General features: G+C 68.3%; 12 protein-coding genes. 2 read left to right on the forward strand and 10 right to left on the reverse strand.

The genetic code is table 11. The annotated features are described in order from the left end of the window. Positions 1-66: 66 nt before the first annotated feature. The gene (locus BO996_RS23190) at positions 67-1149 is read left to right on the forward strand and encodes a metallophosphoesterase (protein ID WP_013801428.1); all 1083 of its coding nucleotides are present in this window, start codon (positions 67-69) and stop codon (positions 1147-1149) included. Between the two features lie 6 nt (positions 1150-1155). Here BO996_RS23190 and BO996_RS23195 read toward each other — a convergent pair whose 3' ends face one another. The 7 genes from BO996_RS23195 to hxpB all read right to left on the reverse strand — a co-directional run bounded on the left by BO996_RS23195 (position 1156) and on the right by hxpB (position 10897). After that, on the reverse strand, positions 1156-3645 hold the full coding sequence (locus tag BO996_RS23195; protein ID WP_071956515.1) for a TonB-dependent siderophore receptor: 2490 nt from the start codon (positions 3643-3645) through the stop codon (positions 1156-1158). A 133-nt stretch (positions 3646-3778) separates the two neighbouring features. Beyond that, entirely contained in the window at positions 3779-4786 is a 1008-nt protein-coding gene (locus tag BO996_RS23200; protein WP_071956516.1) for a FecR domain-containing protein, read from the reverse strand. A gap of 10 nt (positions 4787-4796) precedes the next feature. Next, a complete protein-coding gene (locus BO996_RS23205; protein WP_043819287.1) occupies positions 4797-5300 on the reverse strand; it encodes a sigma-70 family RNA polymerase sigma factor in 504 nt (167 codons plus the stop codon). A 200-nt stretch (positions 5301-5500) separates the two neighbouring features. Next, a complete protein-coding gene (locus BO996_RS23210; protein ID WP_071956517.1) occupies positions 5501-8116 on the reverse strand; it encodes a TonB-dependent siderophore receptor in 2616 nt (871 codons plus the stop codon). 271 nt (positions 8117-8387) lie between these two features. Continuing rightward, positions 8388-9422, reverse strand: a complete 1035-nt coding sequence (locus BO996_RS23215; protein WP_071956518.1) for a FecR family protein — start codon at positions 9420-9422, stop codon at positions 8388-8390. Next, on the reverse strand, positions 9419-10039 hold the full coding sequence (locus BO996_RS23220; RefSeq protein WP_013801422.1) for an RNA polymerase sigma factor: 621 nt from the start codon (positions 10037-10039) through the stop codon (positions 9419-9421). The genes BO996_RS23215 and BO996_RS23220 overlap by 4 nt, the downstream gene beginning before the upstream one ends. A gap of 162 nt (positions 10040-10201) precedes the next feature. After that, on the reverse strand, positions 10202-10897 hold the full coding sequence (hxpB, locus tag BO996_RS23225) for a hexitol phosphatase HxpB (protein WP_232240408.1): 696 nt from the start codon (positions 10895-10897) through the stop codon (positions 10202-10204). Between the two features lie 116 nt (positions 10898-11013). On the opposite strand from hxpB, the gene BO996_RS23230 reads away from it, so the two are divergent. Further along, positions 11014-11523 (forward strand): DUF1993 domain-containing protein, encoded by a 510-nt coding sequence (locus BO996_RS23230; RefSeq protein ID WP_012206773.1) that lies wholly within the window; start codon positions 11014-11016, stop codon positions 11521-11523. Positions 11524-11551: 28 nt separating this feature from the next. On the opposite strand, the gene BO996_RS23235 is transcribed toward BO996_RS23230, so the two are convergent. From BO996_RS23235 to BO996_RS23245, 3 genes are all read right to left on the reverse strand, one after another. After that, complete coding sequence (locus BO996_RS23235; protein WP_071956520.1) at positions 11552-12841, reverse strand: MFS transporter; 1290 nt, start codon at positions 12839-12841, stop codon at positions 11552-11554. A 126-nt stretch (positions 12842-12967) separates the two neighbouring features. After that, complete coding sequence (locus BO996_RS23240) at positions 12968-16600, reverse strand: hydantoinase B/oxoprolinase family protein (protein WP_071956521.1); 3633 nt, start codon at positions 16598-16600, stop codon at positions 12968-12970. 233 nt (positions 16601-16833) lie between these two features. Continuing rightward, a complete protein-coding gene (locus BO996_RS23245) occupies positions 16834-17616 on the reverse strand; it encodes a putative hydro-lyase (RefSeq protein WP_071956522.1) in 783 nt (260 codons plus the stop codon). Positions 17617-17670 lie beyond the last annotated feature (54 nt).

Raw genomic sequence — 17670 nt, forward strand, 5'->3', positions numbered from 1 at the left:
GCGCGGCGGGTCTGTGCAAATAATGTCGTTTTTCCACGCCTTCGCCGTCTTTCGCGCCTCTTCGCCATGAGCCTCGTCCAGCCCTTGCCCCCCGGTCCGCTCGACATCGTCGGCGACATCCATGGAGAGTCCGAGGCGCTGGACCAACTGCTGGGGCACCTGGGCTACGACGCGCTGGGCCGCCATCCCCAGGGTCGGCGCCTGGTCTTCGTCGGCGACTTCTGCGACCGGGGGCCCGACAGCCCGGGCGTGCTCGCCCGCGTCGTGCCCATGCTGGAGTCGGGCCATGCGCTGGCCGTGCTCGGCAACCATGAAATCAATCTGCTGCGCGAGGATGCCAAGGACGGCTCCGGCTGGTTCTTCGACAGCCGCGTGGCCTCCGATACGCCCAAGTACGCGCCGTTCGCGCGCATGCCGCTGTGCGATATCCCTGACACCCTGGCCCTGCTGGAACGCCTGCCCATTGCCATGGAGCGCGAGGACCTGCGCGTGGTCCATGCGGCCTGGCGCCCGCAGCAGATCGCCATGGCGCGCGAGCTGCCGCTGGGCAGCGCACGCAGCGCCTATGACCACTACGAGGCCCTGGCCGCCCAGCAGGCCCAGGTCAACAAGGTGGCCGAGCGCATGCGTGCCGAACGCCAGCAATGGCCGCATGACCTGGAAGACCGCAACTGGCTGCCGCCCTTCCTGCCCGCGCACAGCGAGAGCGAACTGGCCAAGGCCATGGTCAATCCGCTGAAGGTGCTGACCTCGGGCGTGGAGCGCGAATGCCGCAACCCCTTCTACGCGGGCGGCAAGTGGCGCTTCGTCGAGCGCGTGGCATGGTGGAACGAATATGAGGATGCCCAGGCCGTGGTCGTGGGCCACTACTGGCGGCGCCTGAACCGGGGCGGCCCGTCCTTCCATGGCGCCCAGGCCGAGAACCTGTTCGGCCAGACCGGTCCGCTGTCCTGGCACGGCCGGCGCGGCAATGTGTTCTGCGTGGACTACTCGGTCGGCGGCCGCTGGAACGCCCGCCTGGCCGGCGAGGACCCGCAGCAGCGCTTCAAGCTCGCCGCCATGCGCTGGCCCGAGCGCCGCCTGGTGTTCGACGACGGTGCCCAGGCGGACAGCGAGGAGTTCGGCGTTGCGGCAGCCGCTGCCGCATAACACGCGCTAGATCCGCGGCGCGTAGCGCAGCGTCAGCAACAGCGACCTGGGCGCACCGTAGTAGTTGTTGCCCGACACCGTGTTGTAAGAAGGCACGTAGTAGCGCTTGTCCAGCAGGTTGCTGACGTTGAGCGCCACGCTCAGCTCGGGCGAGACCTGGTAGGCCACGCGTGCATTCCACAGCGCAAAGCCTGCCAGGCGAAAGGCTCGGTCGGAGCTGAGGGTGTCGGTCTGCGCATTCACGCCCGTGCCCACCGTCCAGCGGCCCAGCTCGCCCGGCAGGCGGTAGCTGCCCCACAGGCGCAGCATGTGCCGGGGCGTCCAGGTGTTGAAGATCTGGCCCTGGTAGTCGGGGTCGGACAGGTAGCGCGTGGTGTTGTAGGTGTAGCCGGCTGCCAGTTCCAGGCCTGTTGCGACCTTGCCGGAGATCTCGGCCTCCAGGCCCTGGCTGCGCACCTTGCCCGAGGAGCGCGAGCAGTACCAGTCATCACATGCAAAGCCGCTGTCGTAGTCGTTGACGGCGCGGTTTTTGTGCTCGTAGCGGAACACGGCCAGCGCCATGTTCAGGCGGCCGTCGGCCATCTCGCCCTTGATGCCGGCCTCGTAGTTGCGGCCCTGCACCGGCTTGATGAGGTCGCCCTGCACCGTGCGCGCGGTCTGCGGCTCGAAGACGGTGGAGTAGCTGCTGTACAGCGACCAGTTGTCGTTGAGCGCATAGACGGCACCCGCGTAGGGGATGAAACGCCCCGTGGTCTTGCTGGTGGAAGAATCGCCCGATTGCGCGCGGTAGGCGAAGTCATACCAGCCCAGGCGCCCCCCGGCGATCAGCGTGAGCGCCTGCGTGGGCCTGACACGCCAGGTGCCGTACAGGCCCTTTTGCGTGATGTCGTAATTGCTGCGCACATCCGCGCCACGCGCGGCGATGCTTTCCATGTCCTGCCAGGGGCGGTTGTGGTCTATATCGAAGATGTTGCCGCCCGCGGTCCAGGCGCGCACGAAGCGGTCGCTGGTGGTGTAGCCAGCGTAGTTGGCGCCCAGCAGCACTTCCTGCTCCATGCCCAGCGCCTTGAAGCGGCCCGACAGCGACATGTCCAGGCCACGCTGCTGGTTGTTGAAGTCCACGCCGAAATCGCCGTAGCTCATGCCACTGCCATCGGGCTTGATGGGGCCCACGGCACGCTGGTGCACGTTGGTGTTCTTCTCGTTCATGGCCATGCCCACCATCTTGAAGCGCCAGTCCGCATTGAAGCGGTGTTCCAGGTCGGCGAACAGCATGTTCTGGTCATTGCCTGCGCGGTTCCACATGGCGCCTGTGTAGGTGGAGCGCGGCAGGCCGATGTCGCTGCCGTCGGCAAAGCGCGGCAGGCCCACGATCATGGGGCGCGAGCGGCTGTGGCGCTGCCCCACGGCCAGGCCCACCGTGGTGCTGGCGCTGATGTCGTAGTCCAGCGCCGCGTAGATGTTGCGCACGCGGTCGCGCGTGTATTCGGTGAACCCGTGGCTGTAGTCCCCGTCCAGCACCACGCGGCCGCGCAGCGTGCCTTCGGCATTGAGCGGCGTGCTGGCATCCATCTGCAGGCCGTAGTGGTCATGGGAGCCGAGCTTGCCCGTGAAGACCACGGAGCGCTCGCGGCCCGGGCGCTTGCGCACCAGGTTGATCGCGCCGCCGGGGCTGCCCGCACCCTGCAGCAGGCCGGCCGCGCCGCGCAGGATTTCCACGCGGTCATAGAACACCAGCGACTCCTGCTCCCAGTTGCCCAGGCTGTAGGTATTGCGCGTGAACGGCAGGCCGTCGTACTGCAGCGAGTCCACGGCGAAGCCGCGCGAATTGATGGCCAGGCCCGCGCCCACGCCCTGCACGGCCACCATGCCGGTGGCGTTGTGGATGGCGTCGGGCAGGTTGGTCATGCCCTGGTCATCCATGCGCTGGCGCGTGAGCACGCTGACCGATTGCGGAATGTCCTTGAGCGCCTGCGCGGTCTTGCCCAGCGTGACCGTGCCGCTGGTGTAGGAGTCCGAGCCTTCGGTGACGCCGTCACGGATGCGCGTATCGGTCACCATGACGGCCGGCAGGCCCGCCTCTGCCCCAGCGGCAGCCTGGCCGCGCGATGTGCGCACCTCGGGCAAGGGGCGCAGCGCATAGCCGCCATTGGGCTGCGCATGGGCGGCCAGCCCCGAGCCGGCCAGCAGCGCATCCAGGGCCGCAGGCGCTGCATGGTTTCCACTCAGGCCCGCGCTGCGCCTGCCCGCGATGTCGGCCGCCGTGTACGACAGCATGACGCGGCTTTCCTGGGCGAAGCGGGCCAGCGCGCCCTCCAGCGGGCCTGCCGGTATGGCGTAGCTGCGCACTTCGGAGGTTGACTGGGCCTGGGCCTGCGCGGTTTGCGGCGCAAGGGCTGCGCTGACGGCGCACAGCGCCAGCGTGGTGCTGGCAGCCAGTGCCAGCGAATGGCGCCGGAAGGCCGGTGCCGCAGTGTGAGCAAGTCGTTGGACCATGAAATATCTCTTCCCTGAAAAGTGGCTTCTTCAGGACTTGCCACGCGAGAAAAGAAAACACCTCATGCCAACGGGTCCAGGCATCGATCAAATTGCAACAATTCGCAACAACAACCATCCAGCCTGTCTTGGCTCATGTCCGGTTCTGCCGGGCGCGCACGGTCAGCCAGTAGCGGCCAAAGCCGGTGAGCTCGATGGGCTGGGTGCGCACCAGCATGTCGAGCACACGGTCGGTATCGTCCAGCGGATACATGCCCGAGACGCGCAGCGAGGCGAGCGCGGGATCGCAGGCCAGGCGGCCCCTGCGGTGGCGCGCCAGCTCGGCAATGAAGTCGGTCAGCGGCATGTCCCGCGCGGCCAGCAGGCCTGTGCTCCAGGCGGCGGCCAGTTCGTCGGCGGGCTGGGGCACGTCCACGGCAAGGCGGTCAAAGCCGGCCTGCTCGCCCGCGGCCAGAATGCGCACGGCCTGCGGGGCGTTGGCCGGCCGCACCTCCACCGCGCCCTCATAGACGGCCACATGGCTGGCGCCATCGCGCTGGCGCACCGCAAAGCGCGTGCCCAGCGCACGCAGCCGCCCTTGCGCGGTTTCAACCAGAAAGGGGCGGGCATGCGGGTCGCTGGCCGTGGTGACCAGCACCTCGCCGCCCAGCAGCCGCAGCAGGCGCTGGCTGGCGTCAAAGCGCACGTCGATGGCGCTGGCCGTGTTCAGGTGGATGCGCGTGCCATCGGCCAGGGTCAGTGCCTGGCGCTCGCCGGTGGCCGTGCGGTGGTCGGCCGACCATTCGCGCCAATCGCCGCCTTGTATCCACCAGGCGCTGCTGCCCGTGAACGCGGCCAGGGCCAGCAGCTTCATGGCCTGGCGCCGGCCGCGCGCATGGCTGCGGCGCGGCTGCAGCGCCCCATGCGCCAGCGGTGCGGGCAGATCGCGCAGGTGCAGGCCGCAGGCCTCGATGTGCCGCCAGGCGCGCTCATGGTCGGGATGATCGGCACGCCAGCGCCGCCACGAGGCCTGCGTGTCCTCGCCGGCATCGCAGGCCTGCAGGGCCACCAGCCATTGCACGGCCTGCAGGCTCACGGCTTCTGAAACGGGTGGGCCTTCAAAAACGGGCAGGCCGGTGGATGCGTGGCGGAATTCGGTCATGGGCTGGCGCTCAGCCGCCGAAGAAGCAGCAGTGCGCGGCCTTGGCGATATGGCGCTGCACCGTGGCCAGCGACAGCTGCAGCTCGGCCGCGATGTCGGCCTGCTTCATGCCGTCGAGCTGCGACAGCAGGAAGGCACGGCGCACGGGGGGTGCCAGCGTGTCCAGGCGGCGGTCCAGCTCGACCAGCGTCTCCAGCAGGATGGCGCGCGTCTCGGGGCCCGGCACCTGCGGCTCGGGCAAATGCGCCAGCGTGGCCAGGTACGCCTCTTCGATTTGCCTGCGCCGCATGAAATTGGCCACCACGCCCTGCGCCACCGTGGTCAGAAAGGCACGCGGCTCGCGTGCGGCAATGGGCTCGCTGCGCGTGAGCAGGCGCATGAAAGTGTCCTGCGCCAGATCGGCCGCCTCCGTGGAATTGCCCAATCGCCGCCGCAGCCAGCCCTGGAGCCAGCCATGGTGGACGCGGTACAGCGTATCGACCTCTTGGTGCAAAGCAGCGGGGGCGGCGGGCAAGACAGGCTCCTGGTGCGGCAGCACGTGCAGGCGTGCGCAACATGAATGAGAAAGATTCTCATTCTATAAGGATTAGGCCTTGATGCCCTCCCCTTCGCAAACCGGCGCGCTCCAGAACCAGAGACACCGAGGAAGAGCCGCCTCGCACCGAGGGTGTCGTCCCCCTTCAGGGGGAAGGCGCGCAGCGCATCAGGGGGTCTTCAAAAGCTACCGCGCAGCGTCAGCATCACATTGCGTGGCTCGCCATACCAGTTGTTGCCGCCGCTGGTGCCCACCGTGCGGTAGTAGACCTTGTCGAACAGGTTGTTCAGGTTGAGCACGGCCTGCCAGTTGCGGTTGATGCGGTACTGCACGCTGGCATTCCACACGGCATAGCCGCCCTGGCTGAACTTGAAGGGCACGGCCGCGCCATCGAACTTGCCCGTGTCAGGATTGAAGGCATTGGCCGAGCCGCTCACGAAATGCGCGCTCTGGATATTGGCGCCGCCGCCAATCGTCCATTGCGACAGCTCGCCCGGCAGGCGGTAGGTGCTCCACAGCTTGAACAGATGCTTGGGCGTGACGGAGTGGTAGATGCCTTCGATGCCCGGCGTCTTGTTGTGGTTGCGGTTGAAGGTGTAGCCGGCAAACAGCTGCCAGCCGCGCGCCAGCTCGCCCGAGATCTCGCCTTCCACGCCCTGGCTGACCACCTTGCCCTTGCTCAGCCAGCAGCAGTTCAGTCCCGCGTCGCCGATGTCGGTGTTGGGGTAGGAGGGATCGGCCACGGCCTCGCCATTGCGCTCTATGCGATACAGCGCCATGGAGGCCATCAGCCGGCCTTCGTTGAACTCGCCCTTGGTTCCCAGCTCGAAATTGCGGCCCTTGATGGGGTCCAGCGGCGTGCCTGGCAAGGGCCCACCCAGCTTGTCGGCCTGGGACTTGTGGATCTCGGCGACGCTGCCGTAGGCAGTCCAGCGGTCGTCGATGTCGTAGACCAGGCCACCGTAGGGCGTGAAGATGCCGCTCTCGCCATAGGACGACACGATGCGGCTGGTGAGATTGCCGGTCCGGTCGAAGCGCAGCCAGGGCGTCTGCGTGTCGTAGCTGGCGCGGCGCGCGCCGACGATGGCGGTCAGGCGGTCCGTCAGGCTCAGGTTGAGCCGGCCGTACAGCCCTTTCTGCGTGGCGCCATAGCCCGCGAAGCTGCGCGTCTTCCAGACGAAGCTGGGCAGGGGAATGGCGCCCGGGTCGAAGCCGAACACGTTGATGCCCCCCGGCATGTCCACCTCGGACAGAAAGGTGTCCTGCGTGTCACGGATCTTGGCCCAGTCCGCGCCCAAAAGCAGCCGGTGCCTGCGCCCCAGCAGGGAGAACGTTCCGCTGACGTTGGCATCCAGCGCCTTCTTGGTGGAATAGAAGTCGTTGGAGAAGCCGTTGAGCGTGGCTCCCAGGCCCGTCGTCGGATCGACCGCGCCGGTGACGTCGGCCAACCGGCTGTCGCTGTCCACCTTGACATAGTTGGCATGGGCGCGGACGCGCCAGTCGCCCTCCAGCTTCTGTTCCAGCTGGGCGAACAGCTCCTTGTTGGTCCTGTCGTAATGGCCCCAGCCCGCCATGAGTGCCGTATGGCGCGGCAGGTGCAGATCGTCGCCATTGGCCGCGCGCGGCAGTCCACCGCGCCAAGGCAGGCTGGCCGACTTGTCGTAGCTGCCGCCCAGGGTCAGCTTGGTCGCCGGCGTAAGATCGGCTTCCACGATGCCGTAGAGCAAGGTGTTGCGCGCATCGGCGTAGTCATAGAAGAACTCGCGGTCGCTGTGCGCCAGCACGGCGCGGCCGCGCACCCGGCCATCGGTAGCCAGGGGGCCCGCCACATCAAGTTCTGCACGGCGCTGGTTCCAGCTGCCCACCGAGGCCGAGGCCAGCACCTGCGGCTGTGCCGTGGGGCGCTTTCTCACCAGGTTGATGGAGCCGCCGGGCTCGCCATTGCCGCTGTACAGGCCGTCCGCGCCGCGGATCACCTGCACGCTGTCGTACATGGCCATGTTGGGGTCGAAGGTGCCCTGGCTGAAGGCATCCACCGCCGCTCCGTCGATCTGGACATTGCTGATCTGGAAGCCCCGCGCGTAGAAGCTGTTGGCCGTGCCGCCCAGGCCACCCGAGCCCGCGTAGTCCACCGTCACGCCCGTGGTCTGCTGCATCACGTCGCCCACGGAGACCAGGCCCTGGTCCTCGATGCGCTGGCGCGTGACCACGGAGATGGACTGCGGCGTCTCGCGCACGCTCTGCCCCTTGCCCAGCGACACGCGCGAGGCCGCATAGGAGCCCGAACCCTCCGTGGTATCGCCAGCGTGTGCCTGGGCCGTGACCAGCACCGTGCCCAGCGCAGCATCGGCTGCCGGCGACGGCTCCCTGAGCGGTGCCTTCAGCGTGTAGGCGCCCGGTACGGCGTCGATCACGGTCACGCCCGTGCCGGCCAGCAGCCGGTCCAGCGCCTGGCGCGGCGTGAAGCGGCCCTGCAAGGCCGGTGAAGTGCGGCCTGCAACGATCTGCGGATCGAACAGCACCTGGTGCTGGGCCTGCTGCGTGAACTGGCGCAGCGCGCCAGCCAGCGGCTGGGACGCGATGCTGAAGGCCAGCTCCCCTGCCTGGCCCGCCTGCCCCGCCTGCACGGACGATGGCTGCTGCGCCTGCACCGCCGGCTGCGCCAGCGCAACCAGGGCTGCGGCCACCAGCGACGGCATCCTTGCCCGCCGCCATGGCCTGCCCCTGTGCTGAAACTCTCCTCCCCAAATGCCCGCGCCCATGGCGGCGCTGCCGTGTTCTTTTCCTGCTTGCATCCCTGCTCCTGCTGCACTGTGTCCATTGCCCGCTGTCGCGGTGTGCGCGGTGGGTGGCGGGCAGACAGTTAAGCGTCCACCCGCCACGCGCGTGCGCGGCCGTCGCGGTTGTTGGCTGAGCTGTGCACTGGGCAGCGGCCTGGCTGGCAACCATGGAGGCGCGAGAAAACCCGGCCTCCATGAAGGTAAAACCCGCTACCGCGCCAAAGTGGGAATGTGGCCGAACCGAGAAAGCGAGTTGTTTACATTAATTTACAAATAGACAAGCCACTCAATGCGCCGAGATTCGCCAGCCGCCCTGCGCTTCGGCCTGCACACGCACCGGCAACAAGTGCGGCAGCGAGCGCAGAAACACCTCGGGCTTGCCGGTCAGCGCCACGCCGGACACGGACAGCGCGGCCAGCCGCGCATCGCCATCCACCCGTACGGGCTGGCCCAGGTAGCGCGACAGATCGGCGGCGACCTCGGCCAGCGTTGCCTGCTGGAACACCATCTGGCCGCTGCGCCAGTCGCCCACTGTGTCCGCGCCGGCCGCCAGCGGATGCTGCGTGCCGTCGCGGGCATCGACGGACATGCCGGTACCCGCGCCCAGCAGCAGGCGCCTGCCGTCCGCAGCATGGCGGTCGGGACGCAGTTCCACCTTGCCCTCCAGCACCTTCACCACCAGCGCGGGCGGCCCGGCGCGCACATTGAAGGCCGTGCCCACCACCCGGACCTGGCTGGCGCCGCTGTCCACGGTGAAGGGCCGCGAGCGGTCGGCGGCGACCTGGAAGAAGGCCTCACCCTGGTCCAGCACCGTCTCGCGGCGGCGCGGGTAGTAGCGCACCTGCAGCCTGGAGGAAAAATTCAGCGTGACCCGCGTGCCATCGGGCAGTTCGGCCTCGCGCACCTCGCCGGGGCCGGTGGCCATCTCGATCACATGGCTTGCGTGGTTGTCCCAGGCATACCAGCCCCCGCCCACGGCCAGCGTCGTGACCAGAGCCACCGACAGCAACGCAGGCATCAGGCCGCGGCGTGGGCGCTGACGTGCCGGCGCGGGCAAGTGGGCCTGTGTCTGCGCACGCGGCCCGCTCGCCCTGGCTTGCGGCGCAGCAGCCGCGTCGCAGGCCAGCGCCGGCCTGCGCAACTGCTGCAGGTCCAGCACCGTGCGCCCCAGGCTCTCGAAGATGCTGCGGTGCTGCGGGTCGGCGGCCAGCCAGGCGTCGAGTTCGCGCTCGTCGGCGCCGGTCCAGTCGGCTTCGCGGCGGCGGGCGAAGTAGTCGGCGGCGCGGGTATGCAACTGCAGGCGTTCGGGGGTCAGCGTCATTCCCGGCCCTCCCCGTCCGTCGCGGCCTGCGCCAGCAGGCCCTGCATCAGGCGCATGTCTTCGGCGCTGCCGTACTGCACGCGCAGTTCGCAATAGGCCATGGCCAGCGTCACATGGTTGTGCACCATGCGGCGCGAAATGCCCATGCGCTGCGCCACCTCGGTCTGCGTGAGCCCGTCGATGCTGTGCAGCACGAAGGCCTCGCGGCGGCGCTCGGGCAGCTCGGCCATGGCCTGCTCCAGCCGGCCCAGGCGCTCGCGGTGGTGCGCCGCCTGAAGGGGGTCCGACCCCTCGCCGGCCGGCAGTTGCTGCGCCAGTTCCATGTGTTCATCCAGCGAGACCGATTCTCGCCCCGGCGCGCCCGCCGAGCGGCGCCAGGCATCGTGCGAGACATGGCGGGCGATCACGCGCAGATAGGGTTCCTGCTCCTCGGGCGGCAGGGCCTTGCCCGAGGCCGCATAGCGCACGAAGACCTCCTGCACCGCATCCTCGGCATCCTCGCGGTTGCGCATCTGCCGGCCCAGCAGGCGGCGCAGAGGCTGGTGCCAGCGCGCATACACGCGGGCCAGCAGCGAGGGAGCGGCATCATCGTCCGCACCAGGCACGCGCGCGCTCACGGGCAGGCTCCCGGCACGGCGGTCTGGACGCGGGCAGGCACTCCAGCATGGGAAACGGACAGGACGAAGAAGAACGGCACGGGCGGCGATTGTACTGAGAATGGTTCTCATCAACACCTTTGCGGCCGGCACGCACCATGCGATGCGAGTGCTGCGGATGCCTTACCAGCCCGCTGCCCCATGCAGCGCCACCAGCGTGGGCACCACCCAGTGCGGCGCAGGCTGCGCCCCGTCGAAGCACTGGTCCTCGGACGGCACGGCGATGACGGTCATGCCGGCCTGCCGCGCCGCATGTGTCCCCGTGACGGAGTCCTCGAACACCAGGCAGCGCCCGGCCGGCACGCCCAGGCGTTGCGCCGCGAAGTGGTAGATGTCGGGTGCGGGCTTGCCGCGCACCACCTGCTCGGCCGAGACGATGGCGTCGAACGCCGGCCGCAGGCCCAGCGCGTCCAGGGTGTGGTGGCACAAAGACAAAGGAGAGTTCGAGGCCAGCGCCACGCGCCAGCCCAGGGCGCGGCAGGCGCTCAGTGTTTCGCGCACGCCGGGCAGGGCCTGTCCATGCGCGCTGACCAGGGCCGCCACGCGCGCGACCACGCGGCTCTCCAGCTCGCGCTGGCTGGGCCCCTGCCAGGGCCGGTGGGCATACCAGTGCGCGGCCACCTGCGCCGTGGTCATGGGCGCCGTCACGCGGGACATCTCGGCCGTGATGTCGATGCCGACCTCGGCAAAGGACTCGCGTTCGGCACGCTTCCAGAAGGGCTCGGAGTCTATGAGCAGGCCGTCCATGTCGAAGATGGCGGCGCCGAATCCGGCCTGGCCAAGGCCTGCGAACGAGGGAGCGGCTTCAGGGATTTGCATGGCGCGCATGCTAGCGCAGGCGGCAAGTGAAAGCAGTTGCTGTTAGCCTGTGCCGGCTGGCGATGGATGCAGATGCATGCGATTGCCAGCCCTTCACAATTCTTAGCGAGCCCGCAATGACCAGCCCCCTGTACACCGCCTCCATTCCCGTCCTGCAGCAGATGCTGAAGGCCCTGTCCGACGTGCTCAAAAAGGCCGAGGAACACGCCGCGCAGAAGAACATCGATCCCGACGCCCTGCTGCAGGCCCGCCTGTTCCCCGACATGTTCCCGCTGGTGCGCCAGGTGCAGATTGCTGCGGACTTCGCCAAGGGCATCGCCTCGCGCCTGGCCGGCGCCGAGGTGCCTTCGTGGCCCGACACGCAGACCAGCTTTGCCGACCTGCAGGCGCTGATCACCAAGGCGCTGGACCATGTGGGCTCGTTCGCGCCCGAGCAGTTCGCGCAAAGCGAGTCCCGCGAGATCGTGCTGCGCCCCGGCACGCCCAAGGAAAAGAAGCTGAGCGCCAGCGCCTACCTGCTGCACTACGGCCTGCCGCAGTTCTTCTTCCATGTGACCACCGCCTATGCCCTGCTGCGCCACAACGGCGTCGAGGTCGGCAAGCGCGACTACATGGGCAGCTACTGAGCGTGCCGTGGCCGGTCTGGCCTGCGCTTCACTGCGCGGCCAGATCCCGGCCCCGCGTCTCCGGCAGGCACATGGCGAACATCACCACCATCACGTAGCCGGCCGTGGCGCAGATGCCGATGGCCGTGCCCAGCGACAGGCCCAGCCGGTCGCTGAACACGCCCACCAGCGCGGGGAAGGTGGCCCCGATGCCGCGGCCGAAGTTGTAGCAAAAGCCCTGGCCGGAGCCGCGCAGTTCGTTGGGGAACAGCTCGGCCAGGAAGGCTCCGGCGCCGCTGAAGATGCCCGACATGAAAAAGCCCAGCGGAAAGCCCAGCACCAGCATCCAGGCATCGGTGATGGGCAGCAGCGTATAGGCATAGGCCAAGCTGCCGGCGCCGATGGCGAACAGCGTGAAGGCCAGGCGCCGGCCCAGCCGGTCGGAAGCGTAGGCACCGCACAGGTAGCCGGCAAAGGCTCCAAAGATGAACATGAACTGGTAGCCGCCCGAGCCCAGCACCGTCAGGTGGCGCTCGTTCTTCAGGAAGGTGGGCAGCCACACGGCAATGGCGTAGTAGCCGCCCTGCATGCCCGTGAACATCAGGCTGGCCAGCACCGTGGTCTTGAGCATGCCGCCCTTGAAGATGTCCAGGAAGTGCCCGCTGCGCTCGCCCCGGCCCACGGCGGCGCGGGTCTTCAGGTAGACCTCGGGGTCCTTGACGGAACGGCGGATGAACAGGATCAGCAAGGCCGGCAGCAGGCCCAGCAGGAACATGGCCCGCCATGAGATCTCGGGCGGCAGAAACGAGAACAGCGCCATGGACACCAGCACGGCCGCCCCCCAGCCTATGGCCCAGCTGCTTTGCACCAGCCCCACCGCCTTGCCACGGAAAGCCGGCCGTATGGTCTCGGCGATCAGCACCGAGCCCACGGCCCATTCGCCGCCAAAGCCCAGCCCCTGCAGCGTGCGGGCCAGCAGCAACTGGTCCGGCGTCTGCGCCAGGCCGCAGGCGAAGGTGAAAAGCGCGAACACGAGGATGGTCCACTGCAGCACGCGCACACGCCCGTAGCGGTCTGCCAGGATGCCGGCCATCCAGCCGCCGATGGCCGAGGCCACCAGGGTCGAGGTGCCGATCAGGCCGACCTCGGTCTTGCTCATGCCCCACAGCGACAGCAGGATGGGCGTGACCAGGGGCAGCGTGTAGTAGTCGAAGGAATCGACCGCGTAGCCGCCGAACGAGGCCGTCAGTGCGCGTTTTTCCCGGGGTTCGAGCTGGCCCAGCCAGCTGCCCTGCGACTGTTCGCCAGCCAGGGGCTTGGCATTTTCAAGGCTTGTCATTTTTCAGTCTCCTTGCGCTTCGGTATGCAGAAGCGTCTTGCCTTCAATGGCATTGCATCGGTGATGAACCAGGCCTGGCCGGGCGGCCCTCATCTACCACCCGGACAGACCCCTGCAGGCGGCGTGTCAGGCCGCCGTTCCGTAGCCGCCGCCCCCCGGCGTGCAGACCTCGAACACATCGCCGGGCTGCATCTGCACGGCGCCGATGTGCTCCAGCGCCTCGACCTGGCCATCGGCGCGCAGCACACGGTTGATGCCCGGCTGCCCCGGCTGGCCGCCCGCCATGCCGAAGGCCGGGTTCAGGCGTCCGTTGGACAGAATGCTGGCCGTCATGGCTTCCAGGAAACGCACGCGCCGCACACCGCCGCTGCCCCCATGCCAGCGCCCGCTGCCGCCCGAGCCTTCGCGGATGGCATAGCTGTCCAGCATGACGGGGAAGCGGAACTCCAGCACCTCCGGATCTGTCAGGCGCGAATTGGTCATGTGCGTCTGGACGACGCTGGTGCCGTTGAACCCGCGCTCCACCCGGCCCTCGGCGTCCAGCACCGCGCCCGCGCCGCTGCCGCCGGCAATGGTTTCGTAGTACTGGTGGCGCGCATTGCCGAAGGTGAAGTTGTTCATGGTGGGCTGGCTGCCCGCCATCACGCCCAGCGCGCCGAACAGCGCATTGGTGATGCAGGTGGAGGTCTCCACATTGCCCGCCACCACCGAGGCCGGTGCATTGGGGTTGAGCATGCAGCCTTGGGGAATGATGACCTTCAAGGGCTTGAGGCAGCCCGCGTTGAGCGGGATGTCGTCGTCCACCAGCGTGCGGAACACGTACAGCACGGCCGCCATGCACACGGCGCGCGGCGCATTGAAGTTGTTGGTCTGCTGGACACTGGTGCCCGAGAAGTCGATGACCGCGCTGCGGCCCACCGTATCCACGGTGACGGCCACGCGGATCTGCGCGCCGTTGTCCAGCGGCAGCGTGAACTGCCCGTTCCTGAGCCGCGTGATGACGCGGCGCACCGACTCCTCGGCGTTGTCCTGCACATGGCCCATGTAGGCCTGCACCACGGGCAGGCCGAACTGGGCCACCATCTTGCGCAGCTCCTGCACGCCTTTTTCATTGGCCGCGATCTGGGCCTTCAGGTCGGCCAGATTCTGGTGCGGGTTGCGGCTCGGGTACTCGCCGCCTTGCAGCAGCTCGACCATCTCCTGGCCGCGCAGCACGCCGCGATCGACCAGCTTGAAGTTGTCGATCTGCACGCCCTCTTCCTCGATGCGCGTGGAAAACGGCGGCATGGAGCCGGGCGTGATGCCGCCCACGTCGGCATGGTGGCCCCGGCTGCCCACGTAGAAGGTGGGGGAGGCCTCGTCGGCCACGTACACGGGCGTGATGACCGTGATGTCGGGCAGGTGGGTTCCGCCCTGGTAGGGGTCGTTGAGCACATAGACATCGCCCTGGGCCATGCGCCCGGCGTTCTTGCGGATCACCGTCTGGATGCTCTCGCCCATGGAGCCCAGGTGCACGGGCATGTGCGGCGCATTGGCGATGAGATGGCCCTCGGCGTCGAACAGCGCGCAGCTGAAGTCCAGCCGTTCCTTGATGTTCACCGAGTAGGCCGTGTTCTGCAGCTGCAGGCCCATCTGCTCGGCGATGTTCATGAACAGGTTGTTGAAGACCTCCAGCAGCACCGGGTCCACCGAGGTGCCGGCCGCGTACTCGGCCTTGCGCGCGACCACGCGGTCCAGCACCAGATGGTCCAGCGCCGTGAGCCGCGCCAGCCAGCCGGGCTCGACCACCGTGGTGGCATTGCGCTCGGCGATGATGGCCGGGCCGGGGATGGCGTCGCCGGGCCGCAGGTCCTCGCGCACCACCAGGGCCGCGTCATGCCAGGCACCGTCGGAGTACATGCGCACGGTTTCGCGGCGCGGATGCGCGCGCGGCGGATGCTCCTGCAGCACCGGCTCGCTGGGCGCATCGCCCGCAATCACGGCTTCGACGGAAACGGCTTCCACCACCAGGCCCTTGCCCGCCATCAGGAAGGCGAACCGCTGGCGATAGGCCGACTCGAAGGCAGCCTGAATGTCGTCCAGCCCGCCGAAGGGCACGGCCAGGGCGGAATCCGTGCCCTCATAGCGCACATGCACGTTGTAGCGTACCTGCACGGGGCTGGCGCCGACCTGCTGGCGCTCAAGCTCGGCCTTTGCCGCGTCGCCCAGCGAATCCAGCGACTCCGCGATCAGCGGCAAGGCCGCCGCAGACAGCGCCACCTCCATCGCCTGTTCACGGATGACGGTCTGGTCCGCCAGGCCCATGCCGTAGGCGCTGAGCACGCCGGCCAGCGGATGCACGAACACACGGGTCATGCCCAGGGCATCGGCCACCAGGCAGGCATGCTGGCCGCCCGCACCGCCAAAGCACTGCAGCGTGTAGCGCGTCACGTCATAGCCGCGCGCCACGCTGATCTTCTTGATGGCGTTGGCCATCTGCTGCACGGCGATGCGGATGAAGCCTTCGGCCACTTGCTCGGGCCTGCGCCCCGTCTGCACCGCCAGTTCATCGAAGCGCGCCCGCACGGCCTCGCCATCGAGCCGCTCGTTGGCGGCCGGGCCGAACACGCTGGGGAAGTGGCGGGGCTGGACCTTGCCCACCATCACGTTCGCATCGGTCACGGCCAGGGGCCCGCCACGGCGGTAGCTCACGGGGCCGGGGTTGGCACCCGCGCTCTCCGGTCCCACGCGAAAGCGCGAGCCGTCATAGGCCAGTACCGAGCCGCCACCGGCGGCCACCGTGTGGATGCTCATCATCGGCGCGCGCATGCGCACACCGGCCACCTGGGTCTCGAACTCGCGCTCGAAGGCGCCAGCGTAGTGGCTGACATCGGTGGAGGTGCCTCCCATGTCGAAGCCGATGACCTTGTCGTGCCCGGCCAGCCCCGCCGTGCGGGCCATGCCCACGATGCCGCCGGCCGGCCCGCTCAGGATGGCATCCTTGCCCTGGAAGCTGCCCGCATCGGCCAGCCCGCCGGAGGACTGCATGAAAAACAGCCGCACGCCCGGCATCTCGCCAGCGACCTGCTGTACATAGCGGCGCAAGATGGGCGAGAGGTAGGCATCGACCACCGTGGTGTCGCCCCGGCTCACGAACTTCATCAGCGGGCTGGTCTCGTGCGAGGTGCTGACCTGCGTGAATCCCGCCTGCCGCGCAATGCGCGCCGCAATCTGCTCGTGCCGCATGTAGCGGTAGCCATGCATGAAGACGATGGCCACGCTGCGCAGGCCCCGGGCATGGGCCTGCAGCAGCGCGGTGTGCAGGTGCAGCACGTCCAGTTCCTGCTGCACTTGCCCATGGGCATCCACGCGCTCAAGCGCCTCCACCACCTCGCTGTACAGCAGCTCGGGCAGCTGGATATGCCGGTCGAACAGGCGCGGGCGGTTCTGGTAGGCAATGCGCAGCGCATCACGAAAGCCCCGCGTGGTCACCAGCAGCGTGGGCTCGCCCTTGCGCTCCAGCAGCGCATTGGTGGCCACCGTGGTGCCCATCTTCACGCACTCCACAAGGTCCGGCGTGACCGGCTCGCCGGGCTTGAGGCCCAGCAGGTGGCGGATGCCGGCCACGGCCGCATCACGGTACTGCTCGGGGTTTTCCGACAGCAGCTTGTGCGTGGCCAGGCTGCCATCGGGCCGCTTGCCCACGATGTCGGTGAAAGTGCCGCCGCGGTCTATCCAGAATTGCCAGCGCCTGTCATGGGGAGTGGAGCGTTCTTGCATGGTGTCGGAACCCGTTTGTCTCGAAGTTGAAGTCAGGAAAACCGTGGCCTGGAGCACGGCCCTCCGCCGGTGCCCACCACTGGCGTCCAATCTAAAAGTGCACCTGGACCGCGTCCATCGAGAAGTTTTCGCCCCCTCTGTTCACGAAAACTGAACAGGAGCGGCCCCTTGCCGGCCGTCAACGCAAAAAAAAAGGCCCGCCGAAGCGGGCCCCATGCCAGGCAGGCAGGCCGTCAGAACGCGGCCAGATGGCTGTTGCGCAACTCCGTCACCAGCATGTGGCCCGGCTCGTGCGTGATGGCGAATGGCAGGGCCGCCGAGCGGATGGCCTGCTGGGGCGTCACGCCGCAGGCCCAGAACACGGGGATCTCCCCGGGGTTGAGCGCCATGGGCTCGCCGAAGTCCGGCCGCTCGATATCGGCAATGCCGATCTGCGCGGGGTCGCCCAGGTGCACGGGCGCCCCATGGACGCTGGGAAAGCGCGAAGTCACCTGGATCGCGCGGATGGCCTGGGCGGCCGTCATGGGCCGCATGCTGACCACCATCCGGCCTCCGAACCGGCCCGCCTGGCCGTTGGCAATGTCGGTGATGAACATGGGCGCGCCCCGGCCCTCGTCGATATGGCGCATGGGCACGCCCGCATCGCGCAGCGCGTCCTCGAAGGAATAGGAGCAGCCGATGACGAAGCCCACCAGGTCATCGCGCCACAGGTCCGTGAGGTCATTCACCTGCTCGGCCCTGTGACCATCGCGAAACACCCAGTACGAGGGCAGGTCGGTCTTCAGATCGATATCGCCGAGCTCGGGCACGCGGCTGCTGCCGGGCTCGGTCACGCCGATCAGCGGGCAGGACTTGGGATTCAGCCGTGCAAAGCGCAGGAACTCCTCGCTGCACTCGCGCGGCAGTATCGCCAGGTTGCCCTGGGTGTAGCCGGGGCACTGCCCGGCCGTCTGCCCGCGAAAGCGTCCGGCGCGCACCTCCTGGCGGAATTCGGTCGGATGGGTCCAATGCGTCATGGGGGAGCCTCTATTGAATGGAGATGCCCCCCAATGTAAAAAGCAGCAGGCCAC

Origin of the sequence: Delftia sp. HK171 (assembly GCF_001886655.1) — a bacterium.
Taxonomy (GTDB): Bacteria; Pseudomonadota; Gammaproteobacteria; order Burkholderiales; family Burkholderiaceae_C; genus Comamonas; species Comamonas acidovorans.

Coding starts and splice junctions, on each gene's coding strand:
- BO996_RS23190 (WP_013801428.1), top strand. CDS start 67: ATGAGCCTCGTCCAGCCCTTGCCCCCCGGTCCGCTCGACATCGTCGGC.
- BO996_RS23195 (WP_071956515.1), bottom strand. CDS start 3,645: ATGGTCCAACGACTTGCTCACACTGCGGCACCGGCCTTCCGGCGCCAT.
- BO996_RS23200 (WP_071956516.1), bottom strand. CDS start 4,786: ATGACCGAATTCCGCCACGCATCCACCGGCCTGCCCGTTTTTGAAGGC.
- BO996_RS23210 (WP_071956517.1), bottom strand. CDS start 8,116: ATGCAAGCAGGAAAAGAACACGGCAGCGCCGCCATGGGCGCGGGCATT.
- BO996_RS23215 (WP_071956518.1), bottom strand. CDS start 9,422: ATGACGCTGACCCCCGAACGCCTGCAGTTGCATACCCGCGCCGCCGAC.
- hxpB (WP_232240408.1), bottom strand. CDS start 10,897: ATGCAAATCCCTGAAGCCGCTCCCTCGTTCGCAGGCCTTGGCCAGGCC.
- BO996_RS23230 (WP_012206773.1), top strand. CDS start 11,014: ATGACCAGCCCCCTGTACACCGCCTCCATTCCCGTCCTGCAGCAGATG.
- BO996_RS23235 (WP_071956520.1), bottom strand. CDS start 12,841: ATGACAAGCCTTGAAAATGCCAAGCCCCTGGCTGGCGAACAGTCGCAG.
- BO996_RS23240 (WP_071956521.1), bottom strand. CDS start 16,600: ATGCAAGAACGCTCCACTCCCCATGACAGGCGCTGGCAATTCTGGATA.
- BO996_RS23245 (WP_071956522.1), bottom strand. CDS start 17,616: ATGACGCATTGGACCCATCCGACCGAATTCCGCCAGGAGGTGCGCGCC.